This window comes from Polaromonas vacuolata (assembly GCF_012584515.1).
Classification (GTDB): domain Bacteria; phylum Pseudomonadota; class Gammaproteobacteria; order Burkholderiales; family Burkholderiaceae_C; genus Polaromonas; species Polaromonas vacuolata.
Window position 1 is genome coordinate 682,365 of the sequence record NZ_CP051461.1, and the last position, 20,455, is coordinate 702,819.

The following is a 20,455-nucleotide window of genomic DNA, read 5'->3' on the forward strand; positions in this document are numbered from 1 at the left end:
CGGGCTAGTTGGTAATTAGTCGGCTTGGCGGCTAAAACGGGGCTGGCGCACGCCGTCAATCACCACTTCTTCATTGAACATAGCAGCAGGGCGTACCCACAGGCCGTGTTCGCCATAAAGCGCGCGGTATAGCGTCATGGGTTCTAGAGTTTCGCTGTGGCGCACTGTGCCCTCGACACGGTAAAGCATGCCCTTGTAATGACGGTAAAGGCCGGGCGGGGTCTGAATCAGGATGGGCATTTCATCGGACATTGTTGATTTATATTTATTTATTTAAAGCTCAATTGTGGCGGCAGTGGGACAATAGTCGGTTATGCATCCAAAAGCCCTCCTCGATAGTTGTTCCGAGCTGCTCAAGCAAGTACTCAGATTTGATCACCCCGCCGACATGGTTTTGTCGCGCTATTTCCGTGAGTTTCGTCTCGGGCCGCGTGAGCGCGCCACGATAGCTGAAACCATTTACGGTGTACTGCGCAAGAAAAACCTTTACGCTTATTTAGCCCAGCACGGTAGTGGCCCGCCAGAGCGGCGCTTAGCTATCTTGGGCTTTACCAGCGACAGGGAATATCTCTCTAGCGCGCTAACCGACCAAGAACTTGACTGGCTGCAACGCTGCGATCAGGTCTTGCCCGAAGACTTGATGGAACTACACCGCCACAATTTGCCGCAATGGCTGGTTGATCCGCTCAAAGAGCAGTTGGGCGCAGACTTTTGGCCATTGGTTGAAAGCCTGAACGCACCCGCTGGTTTGGACATGCGCGTCAATACCCTTAAAGACAAACGTGCTGATGTGCAAAAAGAATTGCTCAAAGTCGGCTTGAAAACCACGGCAACGCCTTATTCCCCTTGGGGCCTGCGCTTAGCTGACAAATCACAGTTGGGCAAGCTAGATGCCTTTACCCGCGGCGCTATTGAAGTGCAAGACGAGGGCTCGCAACTATTGGCTTTGCTAGTTGACGCCAAGCGCGGTGAGATGGTGGTGGACTTTTGCGCCGGCGCCGGTGGCAAAACGCTGGCGATTGGCGCTGCCATGCGCAATACCGGCCGTCTTTATGCGTTTGATACGTCAGCGCATAGGCTGGAAGCCCTTAAGCCGCGGCTGGCGCGCAGCGGTTTGTCAAACGTTCATCCGGTTGCGATAGCGCATGAGCGTGACGACCGCATCAAGCGTTTAGCTGGCAAGATTGATCGTGTGTTGGTTGATTCGCCTTGTTCGGGGTTGGGCACTTTGCGCCGTAACCCGGATTTGAAATGGCGTCAAAACCCCAAGGCAATTGAAGAGTTAACCGCCAAGCAAACCGCTATTTTGCAAAGCGCTGCCAGATTGCTCAAGCCTGGCGGTCGCTTGGTTTATGCCACTTGCAGTATATTGCGCGAAGAAAACGAAGCCATCGCCGAGGCTTTTAGCCTAGCCAATCCCGGTTTTACCCTAATGGAAGCCGGGCCAATACTGACGCATATGGGTGTGGAGCATGCTGACACTTTGGTGCGCGGCCCCTACCTTCGCCTGTGGCCTTACCTGCACCAGACGGACGGGTTTTTTGCTGCAGTTTGGCAAAAAGAGCTGTAATTTTGTAGGTTAATAAGCATTTTTTAGCGGGCTTTAGCGACATTTAGATTTGATTTACGGATTTTCGTGGGTGTTTAGGGTTATCACGCCGAGATTCGCTTTTTAAGTTGCTACGCCATACAATAGATGCTTGTTTGTCATCGCTTCAAAAGCTAGGCCTCATGCTGGTAGCGGATACAAAGGATACAAAAATTGTTTAAAGGACTTGTATGATCTTTTTCGATGCCGCCGTTGAATGGCTGGCTCATGGACTGCTTGCTGCAACTTGGTGGCAAATCGTCCTGTACACGCTGGTGACAACACACATCACGATTGCCAGCGTGACTATTTACCTGCATCGCCATCAAGCGCACCGCTCAATGGACTTGCACGCGATTCCGTCGCACTTTTTCCGCCTCTGGCTTTGGCTGGCAACCGGTCAGGTGACTAAAGAGTGGGTTTCGATTCACCGCAAGCACCACGCTAAATGCGAGACTTCTGAAGATCCACACAGTCCTCACGCGCACGGTATTAAAACCGTGTTCTGGAAGGGTGCAGAGTTGTATCGTGCTGAAAGCAAGAACCGTGAAACCATGGCCAAGTTTGGTCATGGCACGCCTAACGACTGGATTGAACGCAACCTTTATACCCGCTATAGCTGGCAAGGCGTTGGTTTGATGATGATCATCAACCTAGCTCTCTTCGGTGTAGCTGGTCTGTCGGTTTGGGCAATTCAAATGGTTTGGATTCCTGTGACTGCAGCGGGCATCATTAATGGCATTGGTCACTATTGGGGCTACCGCAACTTTGAAGCACCGGACGCGAGCACCAACATCTCGCCATGGGGCATCATGATTGGCGGCGAAGAGTTGCACAACAATCATCACACTTACCCGACTTCGGCGAAGTTTTCGGTCAAGCCTTATGAGTTCGATATTGGTTGGTTCTACATCCGAGCACTCGAGCGCGTAGGACTCGCAACGGTTAAAAAAGTACCGCCTAAACTTCAAGTGGGTTCCCTAAAGGCCGTAGCGGATGAAAAAACGCTGCAAGCTTTGATTGCCCACAGGTATGAAGTCATGGCCGGCTTTGCACGCGAACTCCGCTTGGCAGGCAAGGCTGAAATAGCAGTCCTGAAGGCTAAAAAAGCTGACTTCTCAGTGTTGCTAGCCGCTAACCGCTGGCTGCACCGTGATGCTGACAAGGTTCCGGCGGCTGCTGTATCGCAAGTTGCACAAGCCAGAGCAGAGCATCCCATACTAGACAAGATGGTTACCATGCGCGAAGAGTTGCGTGTGATGTGGATGTCAACTAGCGCAAGCAGCGAGCAGTTGGCTTCTGACTTGCAAGCTTGGTGCCGACGCGCAGAGAACAGCGGCATTGCTGCACTGCATGAGTTCTCTGTCAAATTGCGCACAGCGCGCGCTTAATCGTCTTATGCAACGTCATACGGCTTAGCGCTGTATGGCTAACAGAAACCAAAAAAACCGCCTTGGTTCTTAGAACTTAGGCGGTTTTTTTTATTTTTGTTATTCGAGTGTGAATCGTATTTGATCGGTTTTGCTTGAGGGTTTTGCTCAGGCACTAATGCACTAATGCACTAATGCACTAATGCACTAAGGCTCTTAGCTCTTAGCTCTTAGCTCTTAGCTCTTAGGTGTCCGGTTTTGACGGGTGTTTCGGTTGTGGTTTAAGTCTCTTTTGATGCAGTGCAGGCTAAGGCTCTAAACATTCCAAGCCGCTATAGGCGTCTGGCGGAAGCCGACTTAATGGTTGTTTTTTTCATGGTTTGAGCCAAGGTCATTTCTTCGCCTGAGGCCTAAGCATCACCAGCATCAGCACCAACACCAGTAACCACCACCGCTACTTAATAGTCTTAAACCTTAGTCGTTGGATCAACTGAGTTTTGACTGAATGCTCACTTTTATTTAAAAGTTAATGAGAGACAAATTGTGGACATAAAAAAACCCGCTGTAATGACAACGGGTTTTTTAGTGCGGCATAGAGCCGGAAGTCCTCCAAGCTGAATTACTTCAGTTTGATTTCCTTGTACTCAACATGCTTACGAACCTTAGGGTCGAACTTCATGATGAGCATTTTGTCAGGAGTGGTCTTCTTGTTTTTGGTGGTCGTGTAGAAGTGACCTGTGCCGGCGGTAGATTCCAGCTTGATTTTTTCGCGTGCGCCTTTTGCCATGATTTATTTCCTTAGACTTCGCCGCGGGCACGCAAGTCAACCAAGACTTCGTCGATGCCTTTTTTGTCGATTAGACGGATACCGGCGCCGGTGACGCGTAAACGCACCCAACGGTTCTCGGTTTCGACCCAGAAGCGACGGTACTGCAGATTAGGCATGAACCGGCGCTTGGTTTTGTTATTTGCGTGGGAAACATTATTCCCCACCATTGGGCCTTTGCCCGTGACCTGACAGACGCGTGCCATGCGCACTCTCCGTAAAAAAATAAAATCGGATGCGAGATACCCTTGCGGATATTCAACTTAGCCATAGAGTATAGCCTGAAAACTCAAGCGAGACTAACGGCTCTGGTGTACTTTCCTCAAAACCGGTTTAATCCGGCCTTCGAAAAGCATACCTTGATCAGCCTACTTGTTCCAAGAACCGCTGAGCGTCTAGTGCTGCCATGCAGCCGGTACCAGAGCTGGTAATGGCTTGGCGGTAAACATGATCTTGCACATCGCCGGCGGCGAAAACGCCGGGCACACTGGTCATAGTGGCAAAGCCTTGAAGACCGGTGCGGGTGGTGATGTAGCCATCTTTCATCTCTAGTTGACCAGCGAATATTTCGGTATTTGGCTTGTGACCAATGGCGATAAAGCAGCCTTTGAGGGTGATGTCCTCTAGCGCGCTATTGATTGTGCTTTTGAGTCGTACGCCGGTCACACCACCTGCATCGCCAAGAACTTCTTCTAGCGTGTTGTTAATCTTGAGTACGATTTTGCCTGCCGCTACTTTTTCATGCAGCTTGTCTATCAAAATGGCTTCGGCTTTGAATTTGTCGCGCCGGTGAACAAGGTAGACCTTGCTGGCGATGTTGGATAGGTATAAGGCCTCTTCTACCGCCGTATTGCCGCCGCCGACGACGCAGACTTCTTGCTCACGATAGAAAAAACCGTCGCAGGTTGCACAACCGGACACGCCGCGGCCCATGAACGCAGTCTCTGATTCCAGTCCCAAGTACTGTGCTGAAGCGCCAGTTGCCAAAATCAAGCTGTCGCAGGTGTAAGTGCCGCTGTCGCCCGTTAGAGTAAATGGGCGTTGGCTGAGGTCGACGGTGTGAACGTGGTCAAAAATAACCTCGGTTTTAAATCGCAGTGCGTGGTCTAAAAAACGTTGCATCAGCTCTGGTCCTTGTACGCCGTCGACGTCGGCGGGCCAGTTGTCCACGTCGGTGGTGGTCATTAACTGGCCGCCTTGGGCGATGCCGGTGACCAGAACTGGGCTTAGGTTTGCTCGCGCTGCATAAATCGCAGCCGTGTAGCCTGCGGGGCCTGAGCCGAGTATCAAAACTTTAGAGTGTTTCATGTAGTTGTTGGCAAATGGGGCTGTCAGCGCATGTCTTGAACATTTGCCTTAGTCCAAAGCGTATTGGTTTAGCCTGAAAAAATTTTCAAAATTTAAGTTCTTATTGTATGAACTCGCGCAAGCCCCGTTCTTGTCGAGGTCAGACGTAAGCTCCCCACTCCTTTTGCGACTTCAAAGTCAAAACCATTAACGAAAAATAGCGATGTTTAGCTTGCCAATACAAGTTAGTGCGGGTCTGGCTGGGTTAAGCTCTGATTCGGCCTTATGACTTACACACTCGACATTCTTAATTCCCGCAACAAGCCTGGCTCTGAACCGCCCAGCGGTATCAAACGCTTCGCACATGAAGTGGGTCTAATTTTGGGCCTACTTGGCTTACTCCTTTGGTGCGCTGCGTTATTGAGTTTTTCGGCGCAGGATGCGGCTTGGTCGAGCTCCGGCAGCATTCAGACCAGCGCTGCTTTGCCCAGTGGTATTCATAACTGGGTCGGCCGGCTGGGTGCTTGGTTGGCTGACGGCAGTTATTTTTTGCTTGGTTTTTCGGTTTGGTGGTTACTCGCTGCTGGCAGTCGCGTCTGGCTGGCGTCACTAGCGCGTTGGCTACGTGGCGAGCGCTTAGACAATCGGCCACCCTTGCATTCGGGACGCATACAGTTTTGGCTCTGCCTGTTGCTTTTGTTATCCGCGAGTTGCGCGCTGGAATGGTCTCGCCTTTACCGCTTTGAGGCCTATCTGCCGGATCAGGCCGGTGGCGCTGTGGGTTATTTATTTGGTAGTTTGAGTGTGAAATGGTTAGGTTTTGCTGGCTCTGGCTTGATGCTGATTGCGTTGAGTGTGATTGCGGTGTCGGTAGTGTTCGCTTTTTCTTGGGCGCACACTGCTCAGAGTCTGGGTGAGTGGGTTGCCACTCGCGTTGATTCATTACGCGTTAACCGTGAGATTGCTCAAGACGAAGCCTTCGGGAAAGCCGCTGCCAAGCAGCGCGAGGAAACTTTGGTTGACGAGCGCATAGAGATTCACGAACAACACCCAGTGCCTGTGTTCATTGAACCCGCGCCTGTAGACATTCCCAAAAGTGAGCGCGTTGCCAAAGAACGCCAAAAGCCGCTGTTTACCGAAATGCCTGACTCTAAGCTGCCCCAAGTTGATCTGCTTGATGCTGCGCTGGCGCGCCAAGATAGCGTAGCGCCCGAGACGCTAGAGATGACCTCACGGCTGATTGAGAAAAAACTCAAAGACTTTGGCGTTGAAGTGCGTGTGATCGCCGCCGCGCCGGGTCCAGTCATTACCCGCTATGAAATAGAGCCAGCTGTGGGCGTTAAAGGCTCTCAAGTGGTGAATTTAGCCAAGGATTTGGCGCGCGCCCTGAGTTTGGTTTCTATCCGCGTCATCGAGACTATTCCTGGCAAAAACCTGATGGCTTTGGAGTTACCCAACGCCAAGCGTCAGTCCATCAAGCTCAGTGAGATTCTTGGCTCCCAAGCCTATAACGAAGCCAAGTCCTTGCTCACCATAGGCTTAGGTAAGGACATAGGCGGCAATGCCGTGGTTGCTGACTTAGCCAAAATGCCGCACTGTTTGGTTGCGGGCACGACGGGCTCTGGCAAATCGGTGGGCATTAACGCCATGATCTTGAGCCTGCTTTACAAGGCTGATGCGCGCGATGTGCGTTTGCTGCTGATTGACCCCAAGATGCTGGAGATGAGCGTCTACGAAGGCATACCGCATTTGCTCGCCCCAGTAGTGACGGATATGCGTCAAGCTGCCCACGGCCTGAACTGGTGCGTGGCTGAGATGGAAAAACGCTACAAGCTCATGAGTAAGTTGGGCGTGCGAAATCTGGCGGGCTACAACGCAAAAATCGACGAGGGCAAGCAAAAAGAAGCCTTAATCTACAACCCCTTTAGCCTGACACCCGAGCAGCCCGAGCCGCTTGAGCGCTTGCCTTACATCGTCGTGGTCATAGATGAGTTGGCTGATTTGATGATGGTGGTGGGCAAAAAAATTGAAGAATTAATTGCCCGCTTGGCCCAGAAAGCCCGCGCCGCTGGTATTCATTTGGTGTTAGCGACTCAGCGCCCCAGTGTGGACGTGATTACCGGCCTGATTAAAGCCAATATTCCCACGCGCTTGTCTTTTCAGGTCAGCAGCAAGATAGACAGCCGCACCATTCTTGATCAGATGGGCGCCGAGGCGCTGCTGGGTATGGGTGACATGCTTTATATGCCCAGCGGCTCCGGCTTTGCACAGCGCGTGCACGGCGCTTTTGTCAGCGATGAAGAGGTCCACCGCGTCGTCGCCTACCTAAAGCAGCAGGGTGAGCCCAACTACGTTGAAGGACTGCTTGAAGGCGGCACCTTAGACGGCGAGGAGGGGGATTCGCTCTCAGGCGCGACTGACAGTGCCAGCGAGAAAGACCCGATGTACGACCAAGCAGTTGAGATAGTCCTGAAAAACCGTAAAGCCTCCATCTCTTTGGTTCAGCGCCATCTCAAGATCGGCTACAACCGCGCCGCACGCATGCTGGAAGAAATGGAGAAAGCCGGCATGATCAGCACCATGTCAGGCAGTGGTCAGCGCGAGATTCTGGTGCCGGTTCGGGCTGAATGACGACAGCTGGGGGCTGTTTTTTAAGCCATACTGCTTGGATGATTCAATACCAATTTGCAGTTGCCGGCGTGGCGCTTAAGCGTCCCGCCCTGAGCCTTGCTAAATGCTTTGGCGCCTTAGCGCTTTGCGCCCTAGCCAGTGTTGCCAGTGCTCAAACCGTGGCTTCCCAAGGCTTGGAAAGCCTAGAGAATTTTGTTAAAAACACCAAAACGGGTAGCGCCAGTTTTACCCAAATCGTGACCAGCCCGTCCCGTGACGGACAAACGCCTAAAACCAAAAGCTCTAGCGGCAGTTTTGAGTTCTCAAGGCCAAACCGCTTTCGCTTTATCTACAAAAATCCTTTCGAGCAAAGCATAGTCTCGGACGGCCAGACGCTCTGGTTGCATGACGTCGGCTTGAATCAGGTGACGACCTCTAAGTTGGCGAAAGCACTAAACGGCACACCAGCCGCCATGATTGCATCGGCAACTGACATCAAAGGAATGCAGGCCGAGTTCGTGCTCAAGGCGCTGCCTGATAAAGACGGTTTTCAATGGGTTCAAGCCACACCCAAGACTAAAGACGGTCAGTTGCAGAGCTTTAGCATGGGTTTTAAGTCCACCGACAAAGGCCAAGCGCTGGCCTCGCTGGAGATATTGGATGGCCTAGGCCAACGCTCTGTGATGCTGTTTAACCAGTTTGAGGTCAATCCGGTGCTACCAGATTCAGTCTTTAAGTTCACACCACCGGCTGGCGCTGATGTGATCAAGCAGTAAGAGTCATAAAAGTATTCAAAGTGGTTTTTGCTATCTATGAAGTCTGACGCCAATAAAACTTCGCCATCACGCGGCGCGCCCGCACCACTTGCCGAGCGCTTGCGACCGCAAAACTTGGGCGAGGTTATAGGTCAGCGCCATCTGCTGGGCGAAGGCATGCCACTGCGTATTGCGTTCGAATCTGGTCAACCCCACAGCTGTATTTTGTGGGGCCCGCCTGGTGTGGGAAAAACGACGATTGCACGTCTGATGGCCAGCAGTTTTGAGGCGCATTTCATCACTATTTCGGCAGTCTTAGGCGGTATTAAGGAAATCCGCGAGGCGGTTGAGCAGGCCAGTATCTGGCGCGGTCAAAGTAGCGATTTGGCTCAGGCTGGCGGCAAACCCAGCATTGTTTTTGTCGATGAGGTGCACCGCTTTAACAAAAGCCAGCAAGACGCCTTTTTGCCGCATGTTGAAAGCGGGCTGTTTACTTTTATTGGCGCGACGACGGAGAACCCTTCGTTCGAGGTCAACTCAGCCCTGCTCTCGCGTTCTACTGTCTACGTACTGCAACCCCTTGGCGAAGCTGATCTACGCCAAATTGTTGCGGTGGCTTTGGAGCGCCAAGCAATTGGCGCAATCCAAAGCATAGATCCCGAAGCACTAGACCGCTTAGCGGCTTATGCCGATGGCGATGCGCGCCGACTGCTCAATACTTTGGAGACCTTGGGTGTTGCCGCTGGCAATGAGAAGGGCGCTGAAAAACTGAGCCACATCAGTGACGACTGGCTGCTCAAGGTGCTGGGCGAGCGTATGCGTCGCTATGACAAAGGTGGTGAGCAGTTCTACGACACTATCTCGGCACTGCACAAATCCGTGCGTGGCTCTGACCCCGATGCTGCCCTGTATTGGTTTATGCGCATGCTGGACGGCGGTGCAGAGCCTAAATATATGGCTAGGCGCTTGGTGCGCATGGCCAGCGAAGACATTGGTTTGGCCGATCCGCGTGCCCTGCGCATGGCCCTAGACGCTGCTGAGGTCTACGAGCGGCTGGGCTCCCCAGAAGGTGAACTGGCGCTAGCCCAATGTGTGATTTATCTTGCCGTAGCGCCTAAGTCGAACGCTGTCTACAAGGCCTTTAATGAGGCCAAGGCCTTAATCAAAAAGGACGGCACACGCCCAGTGCCCTTGCATCTGCGCAATGCGCCTACAAAGCTGATGAAGTCCTTGGATTACGGCAAAGACTACCGTTATGCGCATGACGAGGAGGACGGTTTTGCCGCGGGGGAAAACTACTTCCCAGAGGGCATGACTGCCACGGAATTTTACCGACCGGTTAACCGTGGCTTAGAAATCCGTATTGCAGATAAGTTGAGAGAATTAAAAATAAAAAACCATAAGTCAGGCTAATGAAGCAAAAATCCTGCTGATAAGTTGGTTTTCGACATTATTTTTTAACTATCTCAAGGGTAAATACTTGTCAAACGCTTAATTTGGCCCGTTTCTCGCTATAGTCCGGTTGCTACAATTTGTATGTAAGCTCGCGTCCTGATCCAGTCTTCTGGCCTCAGGTGCGGGCTTTTTGTTAAGCCCACCGGCTGTTGCAGTGAGCGTCGTCCGAAATGGACGCACAAATTCAATCCATTCGTCACGGAGAAGCTAAGTTATGGAAGTATTCCTGCAGCAGATTATTAATGGTCTGGTACTTGGCAGTATGTATGCCTTGATCGCATTGGGCTACACCATGGTCTACGGCATCATTAACCTGATCAATTTCGCCCACGGCGAAGTGCTCATGGTGGGTGCGCTAACCAGTTGGACCATTATTGGTTGGATGCAAACCGCCATGCCTTGGGCGCCAGGTTGGTTGATGTTGTTGATTTCGTTGTTAATTGCGTTCGTGGTTTGCGGCGCGCTTAATTTTGCAATTGAAAAAATCGCCTACCGCCCGCTGCGCAATTCGCCTAGGTTGGCCCCACTGATTACCGCCATCGGTATGTCGCTGCTGCTGCAAACACTGGCCATGATTATCTGGAAGCCTAACTACAAGCCTTATCCGACTTTGTTGCCGGCCCAGCCGATAGAGATCGCCGGCGCTGTGATTACAGTGACACAAATTTTTATTTTGGGTACCACTGCGGTCACTTTGGCAATATTGATGTGGCTGGTAAATCACACCAAACTCGGCCGTGCTATGCGCGCTACCGCTGAGAATCCACGGGTTGCGGCTTTGATGGGTGTAAAGCCAGATACGGTGATTTCAGCAACCTTTGTGATTGGTGCGGTGCTCGCAGCGCTAGCCGGTGTGATGTATGCCTCGAACTACGGCACCGTGCAACACACCATGGGCTTTTTGCCCGGTCTTAAAGCTTTTACCGCAGCCGTTTTTGGCGGCATTGGCAATCTTGGCGGAGCAGTTCTGGGCGGTATTTTGCTTGGCTTAATTGAGTCTATAGGTGCGGGCTACATCGGCCCACTCACGGGCGGTGTGCTGGGCAGTCAGTACTCTGATATTTTTGCCTTTATCGTGCTTATCGTCGTGCTGACCCTGCGCCCTTCTGGCCTGCTGGGCGAGCGTGTGGCGGATAGAGCCTGACCCTAGACATTCACGAAAAATTCTCATGAACTCCACAAAACTCCTCAAATACATCTTCATCACGGTCGCCTTGCTGTTGCTGCCGCTGGTGTTGCAGCAAGGCGGTAACGCCTGGGTGCGTATCTTAGACATGGCGCTTTTATATGTGCTGCTGTCGCTGGGTCTGAACATAGTGGTCGGCTATGCCGGTCTGCTCGACTTGGGCTATGTCGCTTTCTTTGCCGTCGGTGCCTATCTTTACGCTTTGCTGGCTTCGCCGCATTTGTCCGAAGCTTTTCCATGGATTGCGGCAGCTTTCCCTAACGGATTGCATCTACCGATCTGGGCGATTATTCCTGTGGCTGCCGCGGTCGCAGGCTTGTTTGGACTCGTGCTGGGTGCACCTACTTTGAAATTGCGTGGTGACTACCTCGCCATTGTGACGCTGGGCTTTGGCGAAATCATTCGGGTGTTTCTGAATAATCTGGATCGCCCCATCAACCTGACAAACGGCCCAAAAGGTATTAATCAGATCGACTCTATTAAAGTGTTTGGTCTGGACTTGGGCGATACGCATAGCTTTTTTGGCTTTGCTGTTAACTCGGTGTCCATGTATTACTACTTGTTTTTAGCGTTGGTAGTGATTTCAGTCGTCATCTGCCACCGCTTAGAAAACTCACGCATTGGCCGCGCATGGATGGCGATTCGTGAAGATGAAATTGCGGCTAAGGCTATGGGCATCAATACCCGCAACCTTAAGCTCTTAGCCTTCGGCATGGGTGCAACGTTTGGCGGCGTATCTGGCGCTATGTTTGCATCCTTTCAGGGCTTTGTCTCACCCGAGTCGTTTAGCTTGATGGAGTCCATCATGATTGTCGCTATGGTGGTGTTAGGCGGCATAGGCCACTTGCCTGGCGTGATACTGGGCGCCTTATTGCTCGCCTCGCTGCCTGAAGTGCTGCGCCATGTGGCGGGTCCGTTGCAGGCTATGACTGACGGCCGACTCGACTCGGCAATTTTGCGCCAGCTGCTGATTGCATTGGCCATGATTAGTATCATGCTGCTGCGACCACGCGGTCTATGGCCTTCGCCAGAGCACGGCAAGATCCCCAATAAATCTGACAATAACTAAGGGCAATGGCCATGAGTGAAACCATTCTCAAAGTCTCCGGTGTCTCTAAACGCTTTGGCGGTTTGCAGGCCCTCAGTGATGTCGGCATACATATTGAACGCGGCATGGTCTACGGACTAATCGGCCCCAATGGTGCTGGTAAGACTACTTTCTTTAATGTGTTGACTGGCCTTTACACGCCCGACAGTGGCACGTTTGAGCTCGCTGGTAAACCTTACACGCCTTCGGCTGTGCATGAAGTGGCCAAGGCCGGCATTGCCCGCACCTTTCAAAACATACGCTTGTTTGCTGAAATGACTGCCTTGGAAAACGTCATGGTCGGTCGTCACGCACGTACTAAGTCCGGCTTGATCGGTGCGGTGTTTCGCACCAGCAGCTTTAAGTCTGAGGAAGCCGCGATTGCTAGGCGTGCGCATGAGTTGCTTGACTATGTTGGCATCGGTAAATACGCCGACTTCAAAGCCCGAACACTGAGTTACGGTGACCAGCGTCGGCTTGAGATTGCGCGCGCGCTGGCCACTGATCCACAACTGATCGCGCTAGACGAGCCAGCTGCTGGTATGAATGCAACTGAAAAAGTGCAGCTGCGTGAACTCATTGACCAGATTCGTAAAGATAACCGCACGATCTTGCTCATTGAGCATGACGTCAAACTGGTTATGGGTTTGTGTGATCGCGTGACGGTGCTGGATTACGGTAAGCCGATCGCGGAAGGCATACCCGCCGATGTGCAGAAAAATGAAAAAGTGATCACGGCCTATTTAGGCTCTGGTCACTGAAGGAAATTTTAATAATGGCAAATACATTCCTCAAAATTACCGGCCTTAAGGTTGCCTACGGCGGTATCAAGGCCGTTAAAGGCGTAGACCTTGAAGTTAACGAAGGTGAACTGGTCACTCTGATCGGCTCCAATGGCGCTGGTAAGACCACCACCATGAAAGCCATTACCGGAAGCCTGCCAATGGCTGAAGGCGATATTGAGTATCTCGGCAAAAGCATACGCGGCAAGGGCGCATGGGATTTGGTCAAAGAGGGCTTGGCCATGGTGCCGGAAGGCCGCGGCGTTTTCATGCGCATGACGATTGCCGAAAACCTGCACATGGGCGCTTACATCCGTAACGACAAAGCCGGTATTGCCGACGACGTCGAGAAAATGTTCACGATTTTTCCGCGTCTACGCGAGCGCAAAGACCAGCTCGCTGGCACCATGTCTGGTGGTGAGCAACAAATGTTGGCCATGGGCAGGGCGCTCATGAGTCGTCCAAAAGTGTTGTTGCTCGATGAGCCTTCCATGGGTTTATCCCCCATCATGGTTGACAAGATTTTTGAAGTTGTGCGCGATGTATCCGCCAACGGTGTGACAATTTTATTGGTCGAACAAAATGCTAGTCGCGCACTAGGCGTTGCCAATCGCGGTTATGTGATGGAGTCGGGCGTGATTAGTATGAATGGCCCGGCCAAAGATTTATTGAGTGACCCAAGAGTGCGCGCCGCTTATTTGGGCGAGTAAAAAACAAACTTTTATGTGGCCAGAAAAAATCTTCTGGCCTATCTTTCAAGTCTGTGACTTAGCGCTCAGATTTACGTTTTTTTCGGGTTATACTAGATACATCAGCGGCTGTAGCTCAGTTGGATAGAGTACTTGGCTACGAACCAAGGGGTCGTGGGTTCAATTCCTGCCAGCCGCACCAAACGAAAACCCTGGAACAGAAATGTTCCAGGGTTTATTCGTTTCTGAGCCCTGCTTTAAGTCTATTGAAAGCTTTGCGTTACGACGGCATTGCCGAATCAAATCGTAGATTCACACAGCGCTTATTCTTAATTCTTACTTTTGTATTTTTTTAAATATAAGGTGTTAACACCTATCGTCACAGAAGCAAGTTTTCAATTTTCTTGACCCGTTAAATGCTGTGATTTTGTTGAGACTCGCATTTACCTGTCCTGATTAATCAAAAAGTCTAGATCGTTAAATCAGCGCAAAAAAAAAGCTCGCGATTAAGAAGACTTAATCCCAAGCTTTTTTTATGCGCGCTGATCGCAGCAGTCACTGTCCATTCAGCGCTACCGCTTATTTTTTTAATTTTAAGAAATACTTGATTTAGCCTGCGCACGTGCTTTGAGATCGCTTCTGATTGAGCTCCAAACCGCCCATATCAGCAAGACTGCTGTCACACCCAAAATGGAGGCACTGATGGGACGCTCAACAAACGTCATCATGTCGCCGCGGGACAGTAGCAGTGCGCGGCGAAGATTCTCTTCTACTAACGGGCCGAGTACAAAACCCAGCAGCAGTGGGGCAGCTGGAAACTTAAAGACATTCATGAAGTAGCCCAGCGTGCCCAGCGCAGCGACCACGTAAACATCAAATGTATTGTTATTGACGCTGTAAACACCAAGACTCATAAACACCAAAATAATCGGGTAAAGCACTCGATAAGGTATGCGCAAGATCGAAACCCAAAGGCCAACTAACGGTATGTTGAGCACCAGCAGCAAGATGTTACCAACGCCAAAACTCACGATCAAACCCCAGAAGATTTCCGGTTGCTCGCTCATCATCGAAGGACCCGGTTGAATGCCGTGAATCATCAATGCGCCCAGCATCAAGGCCATAGTCGCATCACCGGGAATGCCCAGCGTTAGCGTCGGTACAAAAGCGGTTTGAGCGCCTGCGTTATTGGCGGACTCTGGAGCCGTCACACCTTCGATCGCACCTTTGCCAAATCGGCTTGGATCTTTGGCCACTTTCTTTTCGACGGCATAAGCCATGAATGAAGAGATAGATCCACCGGTGCCCGGCAGAGCGCCAAAAAAACTACCTACTGCACTACCGCGCAGCATGGGCATGATGGAGTCTTTGAACTCTTGACGCGATGGCGTCATAGTGCGCATGGTAATTTTTTCTTTGCTGATGGTGCCTTGAACTTGGTTGACTTTTGCGACCACTTCAGAAACACCAAACACCGCCATAGCTAATGCGACCAGACTGATGCTGTCGGTCAGTTCGGGAATGTCAAAACTAAAGCGTGCAACACCAGAATTAACGTCAGTTCCAACGCTGCCTAGCAACAAGCCCAACACCACCATTGCCAAGCTTTTGGCGGGTGAGCCCATGCTCAGTGTTGATGCGGCGATTAAACCCATCAACATGATGGAGAAATATTCTGCCGGTCCAAACTTAAAGCCAAGCTCTGTGATAGCGGGAGCGAACATGATGAGTAAAAACAGACCAATCATGGAGCCGAAAAACGATGCAATCGTTGTCATGAAAAGGGCTACGCCAGCTTTCCCCTTTTGCGCCATGGGGTAGCCGTCAAGACAGGCCACGGCTGATGACGCTGTGCCGGGTAGATTTAATAAAATAGAGGCAGTTGATCCGCCGTAAGACGCGCCGTAATAAACACCGGCCAACATCACGATGGCCTCTGTGGGCGGAATTTGATAAGTAATCGGCAGCAATAGCGAAATGGTAGCCAGTGCGCCTATGCCTGGCAAAACGCCAATCAAGGTGCCGAGAAAAACGCCGCCAAAGCAATACAGCAGCGTTGATGGCTGCATGATGATTTGTAGGCCATATAAAAGGCCGTCCATGATATCCATAGATTTGTCTCTTTAAATTTTTTTATAGAAAAGAAATCACGCTAGTCGCGTGATGTTTTGTGCGATGTGCCGCGCCGAGCGGCGCGATTTCATACTGCTTTTGTCGCAGTACTCAGTACTTAATAGCTCCAAGGCCAGACGGGAATAGTCATGCCGAGTCCAAAAATGAAGATGAGATAAATGATGGGCGCAACACCGGCCGCCATAAAAGCGCGGGTTCGCCAAGTGGTGTCGTGGTCTGCGAGAGAGGCCACGACAACTGTAATCATGCTCGCCAACATGAGACCTAAGCTTTGTAGCGTAAGGCCAAAAAGCACCACGCTGCCAATCACGATGAACATGGTTTTCCAACTTATTTTAGGACCAATACCGGCCTTGAGAAATGCCGGTATTGCTATCAGTAATCCGAGCAAAGCCATGATCACGCCGAGCACTACCGGAAAGTATCCCGGCCCCATTCTGTTGAGCGTGCCCATGTTGTAGCGCTGTGCGTAGAGTGCGAAGAAAAGGCCTAATCCAGTTAAGAAAAGGCCGCCAATAATGTCTGTTGTGTCTCTGTTTTTTATAGTCATTAATTATCCTAGCAGCGTTGCAATAACAAGTGCTTAACTTTTACAGCTCTTACAGCTGTTACGGTAAGCTTGCATTTTGTTTGCTATTGAAAGTGCGAATGCCTGCATGGATATGCTCAGAAGATGACTTAACTGCGGCGCTGTACTAGGGTCTGGTTTTCATAGTTTGTGTGAGCACTTGAATCTGTATTTTTAGCGACCAATTAATAGCCTCAAGTCCAATGTTATGGTGATCCCAAATGAGTAAAGCCTTTACTAAAGAAAACGATTCTGGCGACGCCGCAGGTGACGACGAAATCACTCTCCCACCCTTACCGCCCGGGGGTAAAAACTACATCACGCCAAAGGGCTACAAAGTGCTGCGCGATGAGTTGCTCGCGCTAATCGATGACGAGCGTCCACGCGTGGTTGAAGCCGTTCACTGGGCTGCGAGCAATGGTGATCGATCAGAAAACGGTGACTATATTTATGGCAAAAAACGCCTTCGCGAAATTGACAGACGGATTCGTTTTCTGACCCAACGTTTAGAGATTGCTGAGATCAGTAATCCTTCGGTGCATCACGGCAGTGAACAAGTTTTTTTTGGCGCCACCGTCACTTATGCTGACGCGTCAGGACTGCTGCGCAGTGTCACCATATTGGGCATTGATGAGGCCGACTCGCTGCACGGACAAATCAGCTGGGTCTCGCCAGTCTCGCGTGCGCTGCTCAAATCTCGCCGTGGTGACGAGGTTAATTTAGTCACACCTAACGGCGTGCAACAGCTTGAGGTGATTGATGTGCAGTATCCAGAACCTAGCCCTGAGCCGGACTAACGCTGTAGAAAAACGCCAGCGTTGGCTTGGGTTTTTAAACTCTCTCCGCCCCAGGTCTGGCCCGTTGCACCCGTAATACTGAAGGCGTGCGTTTAACGTTGCGAAGAACGGATGCCATGTGAATTCGGTCGCGTACTTCGATGCCAAAGCGTAATTCGGTTGCGTCTTCAACGCGTTCGTGGCCCATGTTGACTTGGGTGATATCAGCTTCTGCGGCTGCTAATGCGACGGCAACTCTTGCCAGCACGCCCTTGCCGTTGGTGACAGTCACCATAATCGATGACTCGAAAGTACGCACCGGCTCTTCTGACCAATCGACTGCGATGAAGCGTTCGCTGTCTCGGTACTGCAAGCGCTTAGCGACGGCACAGTCGTCGGTATGAACCACCAACGCTTCGCCGCGGCCAAGATAGCCCAAAATACCATCTCCGGGTATCGGTTTACAGCAGCTGGCGAACTGAACCGAAGCGCCTTCGCTGCCGTCGAGTAATAGCGAGCCTTGCGAGACAGAGTCGTGTTCGGTGTAGCGCTCAAGACTCATCAGCAGTGCATTCGGCCGTTGACCGGTCTCGGCGAGCAACGTCACGATGCGTTTAGCGACCATGCTGGCGATGCGTTTACCCAGCCCTAAGTCGGTCAGCAGATCGGCGCGTGAGCGATTGCCGCTAAAGCGCAGAATTTTCTCCCACAGCGTGCGGTTGGTTTCATCGTCTTCTGGCAGCCGCTCTATGCCTTCGGCGCGCAGCGACTGCGTCAACATTTTCTCGCCCAGATCTTGAGACTCCGTCAGCGCCATCGTTTTGAGGTAGTGGCGTATTTTGGATCTGGCTTTTCCGGTACGTACAAAGCCAAGCCAGCCGGGGTTTGGCTTGGCTACAGGCGCTGTGATGATTTCGATGACATCACCGTTGCGCAGTTCCGAGCGCAATGGCACTTGCTCGCCATTGACCTTGGCTGAGACCGCACGGTGGCCGATGTCACTGTGAATCGCATAGGCAAAGTCGACCATGGTGGCATTGCGCGGCATCGCCATGATTTGGCTTTTGGGCGTGAAAACATAGACTGCTTCGGGGAATAAATCAATCTTGACGTGGTCCCAAAATTCGGCCGCGTCGCGGGTTTCATTTTGGATATCAAGTAGCGACTGCAGCCACTGTGTGCCAAGGCTTTGCGATGCAACGCTGTTGGGGTCTGATGCCTTATAAAGCCAGTGCGCAGCCACGCCGGACTCGGCCACTACGTGCATAGCGTCGGTGCGCATTTGAAATTCAATCACCGTGCCAAACGGGCCAATCAATGTGGTGTGCAGCGACTGGTAACCATTGATCTTAGGGATCGCAATATAGTCCTTAAATTTGCCTGGCAGCGGCTTGTATTCTTGGTGCAGCAAGCCAAGTGCGGTGTAGCAGGTGGTTAAGTCATTAACCACGACCCTAAAGCCATACAAGTCTGTGACTTGGGCAAAAGACAGGTGTTTTTCTTCCATCTTGCAGTAGATGGAATAAAGCGTTTTCTCGCGGCCCGAAATTTTCATTGGCAGGCTTGCCTTGGAAAAAGCCGTTTCTACTTCGTCTTGAACCCGTTTGATTACATCGCGTCGGCGTCCTCTTGCTTTGGTTAAAGCCTTGGTTAAGGTCACGTAGCGCCACGGGTGAAGGTGTTGGAAGGACAGGTCTTGCAGTTCGCGGTAGGTGGTGTTTAACCCTAGGCGGTGGGCAATCGGTGCGTAGATGTCCAGCGTTTCGCGCGAAATCCTAGCCCATTTGGTGCGTGGCGCATTGCTCAGTGTGCGCATATTGTGGGTACGGTCGGCAAGTTTTATCAAAATCACGCGCACGTCTCTGGCCATGGCCAGCAGCATCTTGCGGAAAGACTCAGCTTGATTTTCTTCCCGCGTGTTGAATTCGAGCTTTTCGAGCTTGGTCAGTCCATCGACTAATTCGGCAACGGGAGCGCCGAAGCGTTCAATCAGTTCTGGCTTAGTCACGCCGCAGTCTTCGATTGCGTCGTGTAGCAGTGCCGCCATCAGTGCTTGTGCGTCGAGTTTCCATTCAGCGCATTGCTGTGCGACAGCGATGGGGTGGGTAATGTATGGCTCGCCACTGTTGCGCAACTGGCCTAAATGAGCTTGGTCAGCATAGCGATAAGCACTGCGTACGGCATCAACGTCGTCTGCGCTCATGTAGTCGAGTTTTGCAGTTAGCACGGCAAAGCTGGCTGCCGCTGCATTGACGGCAGCGGGTGTTTGTTTGGTTTTGAATTTTGGGGAAAGCAGTGCGCTCATGCTTCGAATATATCGTGCCAGCTAAGAAACATAAACGAAATGGCTTTAAGCGTGCCAATAACGACTTTTAAATCGCCTCGATAACGAAAAAAGCACCGACAAGCGGTGCTTTTGTTTTCCTTTAGTACTAGTTATGGCTAGTGCTTGGAGTCGCTTCAATTAACCTGGGACTTTTTTCAGCATTTCTAAGCCGACTTTGCCTTCAGCGATTTCGCGCAAGGCTGTGACTGCAGGCTTGTTTTTGCTTTCAATCTTAGCCGCATGGCCTTGGCTGAGCATGCGGGCGCGGTAGGTTGCCGCGAGCACCAACTGGAAGCGGTTGGGAATTTTTTCGAGGCAGTCTTCAACGGTAATGCGGGCCATATGGATCTCCGGTGCGGGGGTATTAAAAGCAAAAAAGCGATTGTTCAAGGAATTTGCAGGGCTTCGAAAGTCTCTGCACGGGCACGTCTTTGTGCCGAAAATTTGAGCCGCTGAGCGTGAACAATTGTTTTTAGGTCGAAAACAGCACGCTCAAATAACTCGTTGATTATAACGAAGTCAAATTCCCGTGACTGTGCCATTTCTGCGGCGGCATTTTCTAGTCTCAATTCAATCACCTCAGCGCTGTCTTCGCCGCGCCGTTGCAGACGTGAGCGTAGCTCTTCCCAGCTAGGCGGCAGTATGAAAATTAACACTGCATTGGCATAAATCCGCTTGACGTTGATGGCACCTTGAAAGTCGATTTCAAGAATCACATCAGCGCCGTGCGCCATACGCTCTTCAATCGCATGCTTAGAAGTGCCGTAACGATGACCGTGTACCTTGGCCCATTCGAGAAACGAGCCTCTGAGCACCATGCCGTCGAATTCATCGGGCGAGAGGAAAAAGTACTCGCGGCCGTGTTTTTCTTGACCGCGTGGTGAGCGCGTGGTGTGAGATACGGCGGGTTGAACCAGCGTATCGAGTTCCATTAAGGCCTTCACCAAGCTGGATTTTCCGGCTCCGCTGGGGGCTGCGACAACAAATAAATTTCCGGGATAGTCCATAGTGGCTTGG

At 51.5% G+C, this 20,455-nt stretch carries 19 protein-coding genes and 1 tRNA gene; 11 read left to right on the top strand and 9 right to left on the bottom strand.

The features are described 5' to 3' along the window. Positions 1 to 15: 15 nt before the first annotated feature. Positions 16 to 252 (bottom strand): DUF1653 domain-containing protein, encoded by a 237-nt coding sequence (locus tag HC248_RS03235; protein ID WP_168921247.1) that lies wholly within the window; start codon positions 250 to 252, stop codon positions 16 to 18. 61 nt (positions 253 to 313) lie between these two features. Between HC248_RS03235 and HC248_RS03240 the strand changes: the two genes are divergently transcribed. Then, on the top strand, positions 314 to 1,570 hold the full coding sequence (locus HC248_RS03240; protein WP_168921248.1) for an RsmB/NOP family class I SAM-dependent RNA methyltransferase: 1,257 nt from the start codon (positions 314 to 316) through the stop codon (positions 1,568 to 1,570). A gap of 209 nt (positions 1,571 to 1,779) precedes the next feature. Further along, positions 1,780 to 2,979, top strand: a complete 1,200-nt coding sequence (locus tag HC248_RS03245; RefSeq protein WP_168921249.1) for a DesA family fatty acid desaturase — start codon at positions 1,780 to 1,782, stop codon at positions 2,977 to 2,979. Positions 2,980 to 3,577: 598 nt separating this feature from the next. Here the strand turns inward: HC248_RS03245 and rpmG are convergent. The 3 genes from rpmG to trxB form a co-directional block, all read right to left on the bottom strand. Further along, complete coding sequence (rpmG, locus tag HC248_RS03250) at positions 3,578 to 3,745, bottom strand: 50S ribosomal protein L33 (protein ID WP_168921250.1); 168 nt, start codon at positions 3,743 to 3,745, stop codon at positions 3,578 to 3,580. Between the two features lie 11 nt (positions 3,746 to 3,756). After that, positions 3,757 to 3,990, bottom strand: coding sequence for a 50S ribosomal protein L28 (rpmB, locus tag HC248_RS03255; RefSeq protein WP_168921251.1), 234 nt, complete (start codon positions 3,988 to 3,990; stop codon positions 3,757 to 3,759). A gap of 157 nt (positions 3,991 to 4,147) precedes the next feature. Continuing rightward, positions 4,148 to 5,092, bottom strand: a complete 945-nt coding sequence (gene trxB / locus HC248_RS03260; RefSeq protein WP_168921252.1) for a thioredoxin-disulfide reductase — start codon at positions 5,090 to 5,092, stop codon at positions 4,148 to 4,150. Positions 5,093 to 5,356: 264 nt separating this feature from the next. Here trxB and HC248_RS03265 point away from each other — a divergent pair, with 264 nt between their 5' ends. The 8 genes from HC248_RS03265 to HC248_RS03300 all read left to right on the top strand — a co-directional run bounded on the left by HC248_RS03265 (position 5,357) and on the right by HC248_RS03300 (position 13,837). Next, positions 5,357 to 7,702 (top strand): DNA translocase FtsK, encoded by a 2,346-nt coding sequence (locus HC248_RS03265; protein ID WP_168921253.1) that lies wholly within the window; start codon positions 5,357 to 5,359, stop codon positions 7,700 to 7,702. 38 nt (positions 7,703 to 7,740) lie between these two features. Continuing rightward, positions 7,741 to 8,457 (top strand): outer membrane lipoprotein periplasmic chaperone LolA, encoded by a 717-nt coding sequence (gene lolA / locus HC248_RS03270; protein WP_168921254.1) that lies wholly within the window; start codon positions 7,741 to 7,743, stop codon positions 8,455 to 8,457. A 36-nt stretch (positions 8,458 to 8,493) separates the two neighbouring features. Further along, positions 8,494 to 9,849 carry a replication-associated recombination protein A gene (locus tag HC248_RS03275; RefSeq protein ID WP_168921255.1) on the top strand — a complete coding sequence of 452 codons (1,356 nt, stop codon included), beginning with the start codon at positions 8,494 to 8,496 and terminating at the stop codon, positions 9,847 to 9,849. Positions 9,850 to 10,105: 256 nt separating this feature from the next. Further along, positions 10,106 to 11,035 (top strand): branched-chain amino acid ABC transporter permease, encoded by a 930-nt coding sequence (locus HC248_RS03280; RefSeq protein ID WP_168921256.1) that lies wholly within the window; start codon positions 10,106 to 10,108, stop codon positions 11,033 to 11,035. 25 nt (positions 11,036 to 11,060) lie between these two features. Beyond that, a complete protein-coding gene (locus tag HC248_RS03285; RefSeq protein ID WP_168921257.1) occupies positions 11,061 to 12,146 on the top strand; it encodes a branched-chain amino acid ABC transporter permease in 1,086 nt (361 codons plus the stop codon). An 11-nt stretch (positions 12,147 to 12,157) separates the two neighbouring features. Beyond that, positions 12,158 to 12,925: an ABC transporter ATP-binding protein gene (locus HC248_RS03290; RefSeq protein WP_168921258.1), complete on the top strand. Its 768-nt coding sequence runs from the start codon at positions 12,158 to 12,160 to the stop codon at positions 12,923 to 12,925. Between the two features lie 14 nt (positions 12,926 to 12,939). Then, complete coding sequence (locus HC248_RS03295) at positions 12,940 to 13,656, top strand: ABC transporter ATP-binding protein (RefSeq protein ID WP_168921259.1); 717 nt, start codon at positions 12,940 to 12,942, stop codon at positions 13,654 to 13,656. Positions 13,657 to 13,760: 104 nt separating this feature from the next. Next, a tRNA-Arg gene (locus HC248_RS03300) sits at positions 13,761 to 13,837 on the top strand. Between the two features lie 391 nt (positions 13,838 to 14,228). On the opposite strand, the gene HC248_RS03305 is transcribed toward HC248_RS03300, so the two are convergent. Together HC248_RS03305 and HC248_RS03310 are read right to left on the bottom strand one after the other, a co-directional pair. After that, positions 14,229 to 15,746 carry a tripartite tricarboxylate transporter permease gene (locus tag HC248_RS03305; RefSeq protein WP_168921260.1) on the bottom strand — a complete coding sequence of 506 codons (1,518 nt, stop codon included), beginning with the start codon at positions 15,744 to 15,746 and terminating at the stop codon, positions 14,229 to 14,231. A gap of 119 nt (positions 15,747 to 15,865) precedes the next feature. Then, positions 15,866 to 16,318, bottom strand: coding sequence for a tripartite tricarboxylate transporter TctB family protein (locus HC248_RS03310; RefSeq protein ID WP_168921261.1), 453 nt, complete (start codon positions 16,316 to 16,318; stop codon positions 15,866 to 15,868). 239 nt (positions 16,319 to 16,557) lie between these two features. Between HC248_RS03310 and greB the strand changes: the two genes are divergently transcribed. After that, positions 16,558 to 17,133, top strand: coding sequence for a transcription elongation factor GreB (greB, locus tag HC248_RS03315; RefSeq protein WP_168921262.1), 576 nt, complete (start codon positions 16,558 to 16,560; stop codon positions 17,131 to 17,133). Positions 17,134 to 17,167: 34 nt separating this feature from the next. Here greB and HC248_RS03320 read toward each other — a convergent pair whose 3' ends face one another. From HC248_RS03320 to gmk, 3 genes are all read right to left on the bottom strand, one after another. After that, a complete protein-coding gene (locus HC248_RS03320) occupies positions 17,168 to 19,417 on the bottom strand; it encodes a RelA/SpoT family protein (RefSeq protein WP_168921263.1) in 2,250 nt (749 codons plus the stop codon). 159 nt (positions 19,418 to 19,576) lie between these two features. Further along, positions 19,577 to 19,780 (bottom strand): DNA-directed RNA polymerase subunit omega, encoded by a 204-nt coding sequence (rpoZ, locus tag HC248_RS03325; RefSeq protein WP_168921264.1) that lies wholly within the window; start codon positions 19,778 to 19,780, stop codon positions 19,577 to 19,579. A 44-nt stretch (positions 19,781 to 19,824) separates the two neighbouring features. Beyond that, a complete protein-coding gene (gene gmk, locus HC248_RS03330; RefSeq protein WP_168923641.1) occupies positions 19,825 to 20,445 on the bottom strand; it encodes a guanylate kinase in 621 nt (206 codons plus the stop codon). Between the last annotated feature and the right edge of the window lie 10 nt (positions 20,446 to 20,455).

Excerpts from the sequence above, each read along its gene's own strand:
- HC248_RS03310 (WP_168921261.1), bottom strand. The coding sequence starts at position 16,318 with ATGACTATAAAAAACAGAGACACAACAGACATTATTGGCGGCCTTTTC.
- HC248_RS03275 (WP_168921255.1), top strand. The coding sequence starts at position 8,494 with ATGAAGTCTGACGCCAATAAAACTTCGCCATCACGCGGCGCGCCCGCA.
- HC248_RS03245 (WP_168921249.1), top strand. The coding sequence starts at position 1,780 with ATGATCTTTTTCGATGCCGCCGTTGAATGGCTGGCTCATGGACTGCTT.
- HC248_RS03240 (WP_168921248.1), top strand. The coding sequence starts at position 314 with ATGCATCCAAAAGCCCTCCTCGATAGTTGTTCCGAGCTGCTCAAGCAA.
- HC248_RS03290 (WP_168921258.1), top strand. The coding sequence starts at position 12,158 with ATGAGTGAAACCATTCTCAAAGTCTCCGGTGTCTCTAAACGCTTTGGC.
- HC248_RS03265 (WP_168921253.1), top strand. The coding sequence starts at position 5,357 with ATGACTTACACACTCGACATTCTTAATTCCCGCAACAAGCCTGGCTCT.
- lolA (WP_168921254.1), top strand. The coding sequence starts at position 7,741 with ATGATTCAATACCAATTTGCAGTTGCCGGCGTGGCGCTTAAGCGTCCC.
- trxB (WP_168921252.1), bottom strand. The coding sequence starts at position 5,092 with ATGAAACACTCTAAAGTTTTGATACTCGGCTCAGGCCCCGCAGGCTAC.
- rpoZ (WP_168921264.1), bottom strand. The coding sequence starts at position 19,780 with ATGGCCCGCATTACCGTTGAAGACTGCCTCGAAAAAATTCCCAACCGC.
- HC248_RS03295 (WP_168921259.1), top strand. The coding sequence starts at position 12,940 with ATGGCAAATACATTCCTCAAAATTACCGGCCTTAAGGTTGCCTACGGC.
- HC248_RS03285 (WP_168921257.1), top strand. The coding sequence starts at position 11,061 with ATGAACTCCACAAAACTCCTCAAATACATCTTCATCACGGTCGCCTTG.
- rpmG (WP_168921250.1), bottom strand. The coding sequence starts at position 3,745 with ATGGCAAAAGGCGCACGCGAAAAAATCAAGCTGGAATCTACCGCCGGC.
- greB (WP_168921262.1), top strand. The coding sequence starts at position 16,558 with ATGAGTAAAGCCTTTACTAAAGAAAACGATTCTGGCGACGCCGCAGGT.
- HC248_RS03280 (WP_168921256.1), top strand. The coding sequence starts at position 10,106 with ATGGAAGTATTCCTGCAGCAGATTATTAATGGTCTGGTACTTGGCAGT.
- HC248_RS03235 (WP_168921247.1), bottom strand. The coding sequence starts at position 252 with ATGTCCGATGAAATGCCCATCCTGATTCAGACCCCGCCCGGCCTTTAC.
- rpmB (WP_168921251.1), bottom strand. The coding sequence starts at position 3,990 with ATGGCACGCGTCTGTCAGGTCACGGGCAAAGGCCCAATGGTGGGGAAT.
- gmk (WP_168923641.1), bottom strand. The coding sequence starts at position 20,445 with ATGGACTATCCCGGAAATTTATTTGTTGTCGCAGCCCCCAGCGGAGCC.
- HC248_RS03305 (WP_168921260.1), bottom strand. The coding sequence starts at position 15,746 with ATGGATATCATGGACGGCCTTTTATATGGCCTACAAATCATCATGCAG.
- HC248_RS03320 (WP_168921263.1), bottom strand. The coding sequence starts at position 19,417 with ATGAGCGCACTGCTTTCCCCAAAATTCAAAACCAAACAAACACCCGCT.